Source organism: Bradyrhizobium sp. HKCCYLRH1030, from assembly GCF_051168395.1.
In the GTDB taxonomy this organism is placed as follows: Bacteria; Pseudomonadota; Alphaproteobacteria; order Rhizobiales; family Xanthobacteraceae; genus Bradyrhizobium.
Map to the genome: position 1 here is coordinate 913,696 of NZ_JBNPUY010000002.1, position 12,725 is coordinate 926,420.

The window sequence follows — 12,725 nt, forward strand, 5'->3', positions numbered from 1 at the left end:
GCGGGTGACACGCCACGCGACAGCTCACACGGGATCCTCGTCATGCACCCCTTCTCCCGACGCAGCCTTCTGAAGACCAGTGCGGCCTTCGCCGCCACGCTCGCCGCGCCAGCCCTGGTGCGCGCCGCCCCGAAAGAGATCGTGATCGGCGGCCCGGCCGGCGCCGCCAAATATTTCAACTCCGACCTGTTTCCGGTGCTGGAGAAGAAGCTCGACTGCAAGGTGCTCTATGAGGGCACCAACTCGCTGACCAATCTGCAGAAGATGCAGGCCGACAAGGCGAGCCCGAAGATCTCGGTGGTGATCATGGACGACCCGGTGATGCTGCCGGCCGCGGCCGAAGGGCTGATCACCAAGATGTCGGCGTCGGCGATTCCCAATCTCGGCAAGCTGGTCGACGACGCCGTGCACCAGGACGGCATGTGGGCCAATTACCAGAAGCCGTGGGTGGGCATCGCCTATTCCACCAGGCGCATGAAGACGCCGCCCGTCAGTTGGGCCGAGCTGTGGGACGCGAAATACGACTCCAAGATCGTCGTGCCGTCGCTGTCCAACACCGAAGGGTTCTGGACGCTGCTCGCCGCCGCGCATCTCGAGACCGGCAAGCCCTACAAGGAGGCGCAGTACGAAATCGACGCCGGCTTCAAGAAGATCAAGAGCCTGAAGGCCAATCTGCTGAACGTCTATACCAACGCACCGCAGGCCATCAATCTGCTGGAGCAGGGCGAGGCCTGGATGATCGGCGGCCAGTTCTCGGCCTACACGCTGATCCGGAAAGCGGACGGCTCGCCGGTCGATCTCGCAATCCCGAGGGATGGCGGCTTCTCGATGCCGTCGGGCATCGCCAAGGTGAGCGGCGCGCCGGCCGGCGACCTCGCCGACGCCGCGATCGACTTCTATCTCAGCCCGGAGGCGCAGAGCATCCTCGCCAAGACGGCGTTCATCGCGCCGACCAATCAGGCCACGCCGCTGCCGGCCGGTTATCCCGATCCCGCGACATTGTTCGCGCCCGACTGGGCCTTCATCGCGAAGAACCGCGCCGGCTGGGTCGATCGCTGGAGCAAGGAGATGACATGAGCGCCGCTCCGCATCTCGTCATCAGCGGGGTCTCGAAGCGGTTTGGCGCGGCGACCGTGCTCGATCGCGTCGATCTCACGATCCGCCGCGGCGAGCTGGTGACCCTGCTCGGCCCATCCGGCTGCGGCAAGACCACCTTGCTGCGTGCGATCGCCGGCCTCGCGCCGCCCGACACCGGGACGATCGCGCTCGCCGGGCGCGACGTCACCCATGTGCCGCCGCACCGGCGCAATGTCGGCGTCGTGTTCCAGAGCTATGCGCTGTTTCCGCATCTCACCGTCGCCGGCAACGTCGCCTTCGGACTGAAGGTGCGCGGCACGCCCAAGGCCGAGACCGACCGCGCGGTCGAGCGCGCGCTCGCGCTGGTCAAGCTCAGCCATCTCGGCGGCCGCCGCATCTCGGCGCTGTCGGGCGGCCAGCAGCAGCGCGTCGCGCTGGCGCGGGCGATCGCGGTCGAGCCGGACGTGCTGCTGTTCGACGAGGCGCTGTCGGCGCTCGATCGCAAGCTGCGCGAGGAGATGCAGGTCGAGCTGCGCCGCCTGCTGCAGGAGGTCAAGGCGACCGCGATCTTCGTCACTCATGACCAGGACGAGGCGCTGACGATGTCGGACCGGGTTGCGGTCATGAACAAGGGCCGCATCGAGCAGCTCGCCGAGCCGCGCGAGCTGTATGCCCGGCCGGCCAGCCTGTTCGCGCTCAACTTCGTCGGGCTGTCGACGCGCATCGCCGGCCAGGTGGTCGGCGCGCAGGACGGCACTGTGGAGGTGGTGACGCCGGTCGGCCGCCTGTCGGCGCGCGGCGCGTTCCAGCCGGGCGCCTCGGTGATCGTGGCGACGCGGCCGGAGCAGTTGCGGCTGGGCGCTGGTGACGGTGCCAACTCCGCGGCCGGCCGAGTTCGGTCGGTCGTGTTCCAGGGCTCGCGGACCCTGGTGGACGTCGATGCCGGCGCTGGCGCGAGCCTGCTCGCCGAGCTCTCGGGCCGCGAGGCCGAGCTGCCGCGCGTGCATGACGAGGTCCGCTTCGCCTGGCCCGTCGCCGAGACCTTCGCCTTCGCCGCCGAGACCTGACCATGACCGACGCCGTGCTATCAGCACCGATCGTCAAGCCCGCGCCGGATCGCGACAGGCTCGCCGCCTTCGGCTTCGTCGCGCCATCGCTGCTGATCATCGCGCTGGTGTTCGTGCTGCCGCTGGCGCTGCTCCTCGGCGTCAGCGTGCTCGACCCCAAGGGCGGCGTCACCTCGGCGCATTACGTCCGGTTGCTCGGCACGCCCTATTATCTCGGAATCATCTGGAACTCGCTGCGGCTCGGCCTGCCGACGACCCTGATCGCCTTCCTCATCTCCTATCCCGCGGCGTTCGCGCTGGCGCGTGCGCGCGGCCCACTGCGCTCGATCCTGCTGGCGACCTTGTTCCTGCCGCTCGCCGCCTCCGTCATCGTCAAGGCGTTCGCCTGGACCATCCTGCTGCGCAGCGACGGCCTCATCAACACGGTGCTGATCGCAGTCGGGATCATCGAGGATCCGATCCGCATGATCTTCACCCAGACCGCGCTGATCGTCGGCGCCGTCAATATCTTCCTGCCGTTCATGGCGCTGCCGATCTACGCGGTGGTGGCGCAGCTGGACGGGCGCTATGCGGAAGCCGCCGCGACGCTCGGCGCCTCGCCGCTGGTCGTGTTCTTCCGCGTCATCCTGCCGCTGACCCTGCCGGGCATCATCGCCGGCGTCGCCCTGGTGTTCTCGCTGTCGGTGTCGGCCTATGTGGTGCCGACGCTGCTGATCGGCGAGAAATATCCGACGCTCGCCACCACCATCGCCAAGGCTTATCTCCTGGCGCGCGAGCCCGGCTTCGGCGCCGCCGCCGGCGTGGTGCTGCTGGCGATCGCCGTCATCGTCGTCGCGCTCAGCGCGATGCTGTCGCGCGAGCCCAAATGATGTCGCGCCTTGCCATCATCATCTGCTGGGCGCTCGCGGTCGGGCTCGCATTGTTCCTGCTGCTGCCGCTGGTCGTGATCGCCGCGGCAAGCTTCTCGCCGACGCCGGTGTTCGACCTGCCGCTGTCAGGCGCATCGCTGCGCTGGTATGGCCGCATCGGCCGGCTCGACGGTTTCTGGCCGTCGCTGTCGCTGTCGCTGCAGATCGCCGTGCTGTCGACCGCGCTGTCGCTGGTCGCCGGCACGCTCGCCGCCATCGCCATCGCGCGCGGCAGGCTGCCCGGCGCCACCGCGCTGGGCACGCTGCTGGTGTCGCCCCTGATGATGCCCGGCCTCGTGCTCGGCATCGCGCTGCTGCAATATTTCCGCATGGTCGGCTTCACCGCGACCTGGAGCGCGCTGCTGGTGGCGCATCTCGTGGTGACGCTGCCTTACGTCGCGCGCACCATGATCGCCGGGCTCTCCCGCTTCGACTTCACCTTGATCGAGGCGGCGCGCACGCTCGGCTGCACCTATGCCGGCAGCGTGCTCAGGGTGATGGTGCCGGCTTTGGCGCCGTCGTTCCTGATCGCAGGGCTGTTCAGCCTGCTGGCCTCGTTCGACAACTATCCGGTCTCGATCTTCCTGACGGATGTGCGTTCCAAGACGCTGCCGATCCGCATGCTGCAATATATCGAGGAGGCGCCCGATCCGACGTTGGCCGCGCTCTCCACCCTCATTCTTGCCGGCACCCTGGTGCTGCTGCTGATCAGCGATCGCCTGGTCGGCCTGCACCGCATGGCCGGAACCGCGGATTGACACGATGACCTCACAGCCTGCCTTCCGCCGCGATCTCACGGGCTATGCCGGCAGGCCGCCGCATCCGCGTTGGCCCCACGACGCACGCGTCGCGGTGTCGCTGGTGGTGAATTTCGAGGAGGGCTCTGAATTCTCGATGTGCGACGGCGATACGAGCAACGAGGCGATCTACGAGGTCGTGCACCGGCTCGACGGCCCCGACCCCTGCATCGACAGCCATTTCGAATACGGCACGCGGGCGGCGTGGTGGCGCATCATGGACCTGTTCGACAGCCATGGCGTCAAGGTCACCGTCAGCGCCTGCGGCCGCGCGGTGGAGCGTTCGCCGGAGCTCGCCCGCGATGCCGTGGCGCGCGACCATGAGATCTCTGCGCATGGCTGGCGCTGGCAGAGCCACGCCGGCATGGGCGAGACCGAGGAGCGCCGCGTGATCGCGCGCACGGTGGAGACGATCCAGCGCGTCACCGGCAGGCCGCCGTTGGGATGGCACACGCGCTCGGCGAGCTCGCCCAACACGCGGCGGCTGCTGGTCGAGCAGGGCGGCTTCCTCTACGACAGCGACGCCTACAATGACGACCTGCCGTATTATGTCGCCGTCGCCGGCCGCCCGCATCTGGTGCTGCCTTACGCCTTCGACAGCAACGACATGCAGTTCTTCAACGGCTCGCGCTTCCGCGGCGCGGACTTCGCCGACTACGTCATCGACGCCTTCGACTGGCTGGTGCGCGAGGGCGCGACGGCGCCGAAGATGCTGTCGATCGGGCTACATCTGCGCATGATCGGCCGCCCCGGCCGGATCGGCGCGCTCGACCGCATCCTCAATCACATCACAGGCAACGGTGCGGCGTGGATCGCGCCGCGCGCCGACATCGCCCGGCACTGGCTGGCGACGGTGCCGCCGGAATCCTGAGCGCGGTCAATCGTCGTTGGCGATGTCCTCGTCGGTCAGCGGCACCTCGATGGTGCCGCCCTCGCCGGTCGCGAGGTCGCGCTCGTCATCGATCGGCTCGCCATCCCGTTCGTCCGCGTCGAGCGGCCACAATCCGCGATCATGCCCGTTGCGTGGTGTCATGGCAGGTCCTCCCGCCGGGATAAGACCGGGCGTGCGCAATGGTTCATGCGATCCGGCCGGGGTGTGGCGGACTGGCGCAGGCCGGTTCCGGCGACTACATCTGCGCCATGGCCGATCCCACCGCGCTGAAATCCTTTCTCGATAATCACCACCGCATCGTCGTGCTCACCGGCGCCGGCTGCAGCACCAACTCCGGCATTCCCGACTATCGCGACACCGACGGGCAGTGGAAGCGCACGCCGCCGGTGACCTATCAGGCCTTCGTCGGCAGCGACGATACGCGCCGCCGCTATTGGGCGCGCAGCATGGTCGGCTGGCGGCGGTTCGGCCGCGCCCAGCCGAACGGCGCGCATCATGCGCTGGCGCGGCTGGAGGCGCAGGGCAAGAGCTCGCTGCTGGTGACGCAGAATGTCGACCGGCTGCACCAGGCCGCCGGGACCAACAACGTCATCGATCTGCACGGCCGGCTCGATCGCGTCCGCTGCCTGGGATGCGGCGCCGTGCTGTCGCGGGCCGACTTTCAGGACGAACTGGCCGGCGCCAATCCGCGCTGGCTGGCGCATGATGCGGCCGCCGCGCCCGATGGCGATGCAGATCTCGACGGCGTCGATTTCGCGGACTTCAATGTGCCGGCCTGTCGCGCCTGCGGCGGCATCCTCAAGCCCGACGTCGTGTTCTTCGGCGAAACCGTCCCGCGCGAGGTCGTCGCCACCGCGCGCGAGCATGTCGAGCAGGCCGACGCCATGCTCGTCGTCGGCACCTCGCTGATGGTCTATTCCGGCTTCCGCTTCGTCCGCGCCGCCGCGGACCGCAACATCCCCATCGCCGCCGTCAATCTCGGCCGCACCCGCGCGGATGACCTCTTGTCGCTGAAGGTGGAAGCGCCGTGCGACGAGGCGCTGGCGTTTCTGCTGTAGGAGTAGGGCGGTCCGCCCTCTCTCCGCCGTCATGGCCGGGCTTGACCCGGCCATCCATCTCCTCGGTGCTTCAGAAGATGGATGCCCGGGTCAAGCCCGGGCATGACGAAAAACTAAAATGGTGTCCGCCTCACCGCGACTGCGGTTTCTCGCGGTTCTCGATGCGGTCCTTGTTGTTGACCTGCTCGTTCTCCGGCTTGCCGACCTCGACCGTCTTGCCGGCCTGGTTGCCTGGATTGTAGTGGAACTTGCCTTCGTGATGCTCGCCCGGCTGCTTCTGCTCGGGATTGACGTTGTCGGCCATGAAACTCTCCTGTCGCTGTGCCGGACAACGTCGCGGGCGTGATGCTTGTTCCGCGGCCGAGCGCCGCGGCGCCGTTCATGCGGCATCACCCCTCTCTGTGCGGACCATCACGGAAGCAGCGCGCCCTGACCGTCATGATCCTCGCATGGGCTGCAGGGGCAGCCGCAAGCAACGAGGGACAAGGTCATGACTTCCAGCATTCGTCTTTTCGCCGCCGCCGCCATCGTCGCGGGCGCGGGCCTGCTCGCATCCGCATCGACATCGCCGGCGTCTGCCGGCTGGGAATGGCTGGGCAACAAGAACTACATCAACTGCCTGCAGCTGTTCTACACCGGCAACTTCCTGATGCCGGCGAATGCATCGCCGGCCGAGCGCGCCGCGCGCCACGAGCAGGGCCGCCGCTACTGCAATCGCCAGTTCTACGGCCACGACTGAGCATGGCGGCACATGCGCAAGGCCGGGGTCGAACGCGGCCTCGGCCCTCGCCTGCGAGGCTCACGCGCCCGTCACGCGCCAGATGCAGTTGCCGACGTCGTCGGCCACCAGCAGCGAGCCGTCCGGGCCGAGCGTCACGCCGACCGGGCGGCCATAGGAGAAGCTCTCGTCCGGCGCCAGGAAGCCCGAGAGGATGTCGCGCGCCGGGCCCGACGGCCTGCCGTTCTCGAACGGAATGAACACGACCTTGTAGCCGGACAGCTTGCTGCGGTTCCACGAGCCGTGCTGGCCGATCACCATGCCCTGGGGGAAGCCGGGCAGGGCGCCCGCCGGCAGCCAGCACAGGCCGAGCGAGGCGGTGTGGCCACCGAGCGCGTAGTCCGGCGTCAGCGCGGTCGCGACCAGGGCCGGATCCTGCGGCACGCGGTCGTCGACCGTCCTGCCCCAGTAGCAATAGGGCCAGCCGTAGAAGCCGCCCTCGCGCACCGAGGTGAGGTAATCCGGCGGCGTCTCGTCGCCGAGCCCGTCGCGCTCGTTGACGACGGTCCACAGCACCTTCGTCGACGGCTCGAACGCCAGCCCCACCGCATTGCGCAGGCCTGATGCGAAGATGCGGCTCACGCCGCTCGCGATGTCCAGCTCATAGATGCAGGCGCGGCCCTCCTCGACCTCGAAGCCCAGCTCGGCGATGTTGGTGAGCGAGCCGACGCCGGCATAGAGCTTGCTGCCGTCGGGGCTGACCAGCAGGCTGCGCGTCCAGTGCCCGCCCGGCTTGAACGTGGTGAGACGCTTGCCCTGCGCATTGATCCGATCGGCGCCGGCTGCATAGGGGAAGGCGACGATGCCGTCGGTGTTGCCGACATAGAAGGTGTCGCCGACCAGCGCCATGCCGAACGGCTGGCTGAGATTCTCCATGAAGGCATTGCGGCGTTCGGCGGTGCCGTCGCCGTCGGCATCGACCAGCCGCGTGATGCGGTTGGCGCTGACGCCGAGGGCTGCGGCGCGGCGCATCGTCGCCTGCATCGCATAGCCGAACATGTTGCGCACCGGGCTCGGAATCTGGGTGGCCTCGGCGATCAGCACCGACTTGTCCGGCATCACATAGATCCAGCGCGGATGATCGAGCCCGGTCGCGAACGCATTCACCTTCAGCCCCGCCGCCGCCACCGGCTTTTCGCCGTCACGCCAGCCCCGCGCCGTCGGCATCTTCAAGGTCGGCAGCAGGCCCTGTGGCTTCGCCAGGGGAATCTGCGGCTGCACCCCCCACGCCGGTTGCGGCGTCTCCCCCTGCAGCTTGCGCCACTGCAGCGCCGCATTGCCAACCAGCGCGACGCCGCGCGCAACGATCGAGGAGAGGGTTGTCATGGGAGTCCTGTGAGGGCTTTGATGCAAATGGGATCTGATGGGCGCGGGACCATCGAGCGATGGCAAAGGGCCAATCTATTATGATCTACCACGCCCACCGTGACAATTGCATGGGTCGCGGATCGGGGCTGCGGAACCCGGGGCTTTCACCTGGCACGCATTCACGTATCAGAGCCAACCTCCGGCGGCGTCTGGCATGCGGGGCGCTGCGGTTGATCGTGCAGTGCCGATCGGCAATTGGCATGGCTTGCTCAAGCCCAACTATATCGGCGCCATTGCTTGCAACGAAATGGGCCGTTGCGACGCTGAAGCGCGCAGATCGGTTGCCCGTCATGCCCGGGCTTGTTCCGGGCGTCCACGTCTCTCCCCGACCAACGACGAGGATGGCCGGGACGAGCTCGGCCATGACGATGAGGAAAGAGACGGGCACGATCTTCCCGAAATGCGGTCGCCCCGCATCATCCTCGGCCAGCCCATCTCGTCAAAATTCTTTCTTGCTATTTTTCCGAAATCATGCTCTACTCCCTGCATCCCGTCCTCATGCAGAGGGGCGTACGCGTCGTCACGATACGTAGAGGCGGGGAGCGGTGGCCGCGGGCCTGTCAGGTGCTGATGCGCTGGACGATTGGCAGCTCGCGGACGTTCAAGCCGTGTGGTCCTGGCGCCCCGATGCTGGCGCCAAGTCTGGATGACATGACGTGTCATCAGGCGACGGGGGCAAACAAGCCGGTCCCCGGGGAGAGCTCGGAGCAGACGTTAAACCCATCGCGCAGGGAGGGCCGGGTCTGTCCGGCTGAACCTGTGGTTCCTGCCCCGTGCAATTTTTCCGCACGGGGGCCACGGGCCTCAGTCGAGGTCCGGCCTTCCCTGCGCCCTCGGCATTTTCGGAGGGTTTTGATGAGGGCAATCTCGGGTGCAGATGCGCCGCGGGAGGTGTTGGTGTGTCTGCGTGCATCATGATCGACTTGCCGTGGCGCTGAGAGAGCCGCCAGCGCGCACGACATCGCCGCAGCCGTGGCGCCGTCATCGAATTGCGCTACACTGGTGTCACACGCTGCCGGCGCGTTGGCCGGCCGGACGACAATGGAAGTCAGGGGGATGCACGGCATGACGGGGGTGATCAATTCAGGCGCAGCGCGATCGTCTGCGTCAGGTGTCGCTCTCACGCGCGGACTCTCCCGATGACGTCGCTCGACAAGTCCGCCTTCACGCCGCATGCCCTGCGCGAGAGCGTGCTGAACGAGGTGCATGCGCGGCCGTTCACGCCGCTGACGCAGCCGGTGCTGGTGATCCGCTTCGCCTTCATGGCCAAGGGCGACAGTCCAGCGGTCGACCGCGCCAGCCTCGCCGCGTTCTGCGCGCAGCGCGGTGCGCCGCCGCCGGAGCCGGGCGTCAAGCATCACCAGGTCGATCTCGGCCCGGTCAGGCTGCGCTTCGAGCAGCATTCGGAATTCGCCACCCTCACCTGGATCTGGAGCCCGCCCGCGGACTCAGGCCCGCGCCGCTTCGGGGCCATCGCGCCCGAGCTGCAGGCACTGATCGCGGCGCTGCCGCAGGCCGGCGAGCTCTTGGTCGCGGTCAAGCTCGAGGTCGAAAATGCGGCCGATCCGGTGGCGCGCGCGGAGGAGATCTTCGACAAGAGCAGCCTCGCCATCGTGACGATCAAGGGCAGCGCCGGCGCGGTCGCCTCCGACTTCCGTCTCGACGACGACGGCTTCACCCGCATCCTGGTCTGCGCCGACGGCCCGACCCCGGAGCGGCTCGGCGCGCTGGTGCAGCGCGTGCTGGAGCTCGAGACCTACCGCACTTTGGCGCTGCTCGGCCTGCCGGCGGCGCTGGCGCTGGCGCCGGACGTCGACCGCATCGAGCGGCGGCTGGTCGAGGTGCTCGCGGAGATGCAGGGCGCGCAGTCGTTCAAGCTCAACAACCATTTGCTGCGCGAGCTGACCGAGCTCGAGGCGCTGCTGGAGCGCGGCGCTACCGGCAGCCTGTTCCGGTTCGGCGCGAGCCGCGCCTATTACGACCTGGTGCAGGCCCGCCTGGCGGTGATCGAGGGCGAGCCGGTCGCGCCGTATTCGAGCTGGTCGTCGTTCCTGGCGCGGCGCACCGCGCCGGCGATGCGCACCTGCAACGCGCTGGAAGGACGGCAGTCGAACCTGTCGCTCAAGCTGGCGCGCGCCGCCGACCTGCTGCGCACCCGCGTCAATGTCGAGCTGGAGCAGCAGAACCGCGATCTGCTGCGCTCGATGAACGAGCGCACCAAGCTGCAGCTGCGCCTGCAGAGCACGGTCGAGGGGCTGTCGGTGGCCGCGATCGGCTATTACGTCGTCAGCCTGTTCGGCTATCTCGCCAAGGGCGCGCATGACACCGGCCTGCCGGTCGAGCCGACGCTGGCCACCGCCGCCTTCGTGCCGGTCGCGATCGCGCTGATCTGGTTCACGACCCACCAGATCCGCAAGCGGCACCTGAAGGAGGATCACGAGGCGGAGAAGGCCGAGCAGGAGTGAACGGCTGGGCGCCTTGCCAGCGAGCGGTCGGACGGCTAAGCGGCGGGCTGGTCAGCAAGAGGCGATGAGACGATGAGCGGTGCGACGATCGATTTCCTGGTTCACGCGGATGGTGCGGCGACGCGGCATCGGATCACGCTGAGCCGCCTCGTCATCGCCGGCTGGACCGGGCGCGATCCGGTCGCCCGCGACAAGCACATCGCCGAGCTGGAAGAGCTCGGCATTCCCAGGCCGGCGACGACGCCGATCTATTACGAGGCCGCGGCCAGCCGGCTGACGACGTCGGACAGCATCGAGGTCAGCGGCGGCGACTCCTCCGGCGAGGTCGAGTTCGTGCTGGTGCAAGCGGGCGGAAGGCTGCTGGTCGGCGTCGGCTCCGATCATACCGACCGCAAGGTCGAGACCTACAACATCACCGTGTCCAAGCAGATGTGCGACAAGCCGGTCGCGCCCGAGCTCTGGCTGGTCGACGACGTCGCCGCGCATTGGGACCAGCTGATGCTGCGCGCCTACGCGACCATCAACGGCAAGCGTGTGCTGTACCAGGAGGGTGCGCTGCGCGGCATGCTGGCGCCTTTCGACCTGATCGCGCGCCGCTATGGTGACGCCGGCCTGCCCGAAGGCGCCGCGATGTTCGGCGGCACCTTTGCCGCCAAGGGCGGCATCCGCCCCGCCGACCGCTTCGACTTCGAGCTGGTCGATCCCGTGCTGAACCGCGCCATCCGCCACGGATACGCGATCGAGCAGCTCGCCATCGCCGGCTGAGGCGGCGCGCGATCACGTTCGCGTGCGGCGGAATGCGCTAACGATCAGGCCGCGGCGTGTCGTCGCGGCCGTCGCCATGCATGGCTGCATTCGCGCAGGCGTTGCGATCCGCAAGGGCCTGTTAAGCAAGGCGGCCTATCGTGCCGGAGTGTGCCGAAGCGGGACCATGGCCTCGTTTCGCGTTCTGGTCCGGCACACCATGTCACGGCATGAGACGCAATGCGGCTGGCATATCCTTAATCGATCCTTACCTGATAGCAGCGGATTCGACGGGTCGGACGACAAGGGCGATTAACTAGAAGTTTAGGATTGGGTTTGTGCGCGTGAACGCCTCCCTTAAGGGTTTTATTAAATACCCCGGGAATTGGGAGAGTGCGGTGCGCGTCGCGATCGTCCACGATTGGCTTTACGTTCTTGGCGGCGCCGAGAAGGTCCTTCAGGAGATCCTGCGCTGCTATCCCGGCGCCGACGTCTTCACGCTGTTCGACCTGCTGCGTCCCGAGGACCGCGCCAAGCTGGGATTCGAGAAGTCGCACACCAGCTTCCTGCAGAAGATGCCGCTCTTGCGGAAGTATCACCGCTCCTATCTGCCGCTGATGCCGCTCGCGATCGAGCAGCTCGATCTGTCGAGCTACGACCTGGTGATCTCCTCCAGCTGCGCGGTGGCGAAGGGCGTTCTGACCGGGCCGGAGCAGTTCCACATCGCCTATGTGCATTCGCCGATGCGCTATGCCTGGGATCTGCAGCACCAGTATCTGCAGGAGAGCGGCTACGCCACCGGCGTCAAGGGCCTGATCGCTCGCGCCTTGTTGCACAAGATGCGGATCTGGGATGCGCGCACCGCGCACGGTCCCGACGCCATCTTCACCAATTCGCAGTTCGTCGCCCGCCGCATCAAGAAGATCTACGGCCGCGATGCCAAGGTGATCTATCCGCCGGTGACGATCGCGCAGCGCGATGCGATCCTGCCGGTCGGCAACCACTTCCTCGCCGCGAGCCGGCTCGTGCCCTACAAGCGCATCGAGCCGATCGTGCGCGCCTTCAACACCATGCCGGACCTCGAGCTGGTCGTGGCCGGTGACGGTCCGGAAGCCGCGCGGCTGAAGTCGATCGCGGGGCCGAACGTCAAGTTCGCCGGCTTCGTGCCCGACAAGCAGCTGCGTGACCTCATGACCACCGCCCGCGCCTTCGTGTTCGCGGCGGAAGAGGATTTCGGCATCATCCCGGTCGAGGCGCAGTCCGAAGGCGCACCGGTGCTGGCGCTCGGCCGCGGCGGTGCACGCGAGTCGATCCTCACGACGGGGCCGCGGCCGACCGGCATGTTCTTCGGCTCGCCCGAGCCCGAGGCAATCGCGGCCTGCGTGCGATCGTTCGTGGCCAAGGAGAAATCGATCTCGCGGCTCGACTGCCGCCAGCGCGCCAGCTTCTTCTCGGCCGAGCGTTTCCGCAGCCAGTTCGTCGCGGCGGTCAACGAGGAGATCGACAGTTTCCGTGCGGGACATCAGGGCCGCGCGACGCGGCTGATTGCGTAATATTGGATGTGGTACGGG

At 67.7% G+C, this 12,725-nt stretch carries 13 protein-coding genes; 10 read left to right on the plus strand and 3 right to left on the minus strand.

Annotated elements, in window-relative coordinates:
• Positions 1–42: 42 nt before the first annotated feature.
• From ACQR1E_RS09580 to ACQR1E_RS09600, 5 genes are read left to right on the plus strand one after another with little or no spacing between them, the layout of a single operon-like run.
• Entirely contained in the window at positions 43–1,077 is a 1,035-nt protein-coding gene (locus ACQR1E_RS09580) for an extracellular solute-binding protein (RefSeq protein WP_315715969.1), read from the plus strand.
• Positions 1,074–2,144 (plus strand): ABC transporter ATP-binding protein, encoded by a 1,071-nt coding sequence (locus ACQR1E_RS09585; protein WP_315715970.1) that lies wholly within the window; start codon positions 1,074–1,076, stop codon positions 2,142–2,144. Before ACQR1E_RS09580 ends, ACQR1E_RS09585 begins: the two co-directional genes overlap by 4 nt.
• A 2-nt stretch (positions 2,145–2,146) precedes the next feature.
• Entirely contained in the window at positions 2,147–3,013 is an 867-nt protein-coding gene (locus tag ACQR1E_RS09590; protein ID WP_434896947.1) for an ABC transporter permease, read from the plus strand.
• On the plus strand, positions 3,010–3,810 hold the full coding sequence (locus ACQR1E_RS09595) for an ABC transporter permease (protein ID WP_315715972.1): 801 nt from the start codon (positions 3,010–3,012) through the stop codon (positions 3,808–3,810). Before ACQR1E_RS09590 ends, ACQR1E_RS09595 begins: the two co-directional genes overlap by 4 nt.
• 4 nt (positions 3,811–3,814) lie before the next feature.
• Entirely contained in the window at positions 3,815–4,720 is a 906-nt protein-coding gene (locus ACQR1E_RS09600) for a polysaccharide deacetylase family protein (protein WP_315715973.1), read from the plus strand.
• A 6-nt stretch (positions 4,721–4,726) separates the two neighbouring features.
• Here ACQR1E_RS09600 and ACQR1E_RS09605 read toward each other — a convergent pair whose 3' ends face one another.
• Positions 4,727–4,882, minus strand: a complete 156-nt coding sequence (locus tag ACQR1E_RS09605) for a hypothetical protein (RefSeq protein WP_315715974.1) — start codon at positions 4,880–4,882, stop codon at positions 4,727–4,729.
• A gap of 38 nt (positions 4,883–4,920) precedes the next feature.
• Here ACQR1E_RS09605 and ACQR1E_RS09610 point away from each other — a divergent pair, with 38 nt between their 5' ends.
• Positions 4,921–5,799: an NAD-dependent protein deacetylase gene (locus tag ACQR1E_RS09610; protein WP_316186403.1), complete on the plus strand. Its 879-nt coding sequence runs from the start codon at positions 4,921–4,923 to the stop codon at positions 5,797–5,799.
• A gap of 130 nt (positions 5,800–5,929) precedes the next feature.
• On the opposite strand, the gene ACQR1E_RS09615 is transcribed toward ACQR1E_RS09610, so the two are convergent.
• The gene (locus tag ACQR1E_RS09615; protein WP_315715975.1) at positions 5,930–6,103 is read right to left on the minus strand and encodes a hypothetical protein; all 174 of its coding nucleotides are present in this window, start codon (positions 6,101–6,103) and stop codon (positions 5,930–5,932) included.
• Between the two features lie 186 nt (positions 6,104–6,289).
• Here ACQR1E_RS09615 and ACQR1E_RS09620 point away from each other — a divergent pair, with 186 nt between their 5' ends.
• Entirely contained in the window at positions 6,290–6,538 is a 249-nt protein-coding gene (locus ACQR1E_RS09620; protein WP_315715976.1) for a hypothetical protein, read from the plus strand.
• Between the two features lie 60 nt (positions 6,539–6,598).
• Here the strand turns inward: ACQR1E_RS09620 and ACQR1E_RS09625 are convergent, their stop codons facing one another.
• Complete coding sequence (locus ACQR1E_RS09625; protein WP_434842403.1) at positions 6,599–7,903, minus strand: PQQ-dependent sugar dehydrogenase; 1,305 nt, start codon at positions 7,901–7,903, stop codon at positions 6,599–6,601.
• A gap of 1,181 nt (positions 7,904–9,084) precedes the next feature.
• Here ACQR1E_RS09625 and ACQR1E_RS09630 point away from each other — a divergent pair.
• The 3 genes from ACQR1E_RS09630 (at position 9,085) to ACQR1E_RS09640 (ending at position 12,707) form a co-directional block, all read left to right on the plus strand.
• Entirely contained in the window at positions 9,085–10,410 is a 1,326-nt protein-coding gene (locus ACQR1E_RS09630; RefSeq protein ID WP_434842402.1) for a DUF3422 domain-containing protein, read from the plus strand.
• Between the two features lie 72 nt (positions 10,411–10,482).
• On the plus strand, positions 10,483–11,175 hold the full coding sequence (locus ACQR1E_RS09635) for a DUF2848 domain-containing protein (RefSeq protein ID WP_434842152.1): 693 nt from the start codon (positions 10,483–10,485) through the stop codon (positions 11,173–11,175).
• A gap of 377 nt (positions 11,176–11,552) precedes the next feature.
• Positions 11,553–12,707 carry a glycosyltransferase gene (locus tag ACQR1E_RS09640; RefSeq protein ID WP_434842401.1) on the plus strand — a complete coding sequence of 385 codons (1,155 nt, stop codon included), beginning with the start codon at positions 11,553–11,555 and terminating at the stop codon, positions 12,705–12,707.
• The last annotated feature ends 18 nt before the right edge of the window (positions 12,708–12,725 follow it).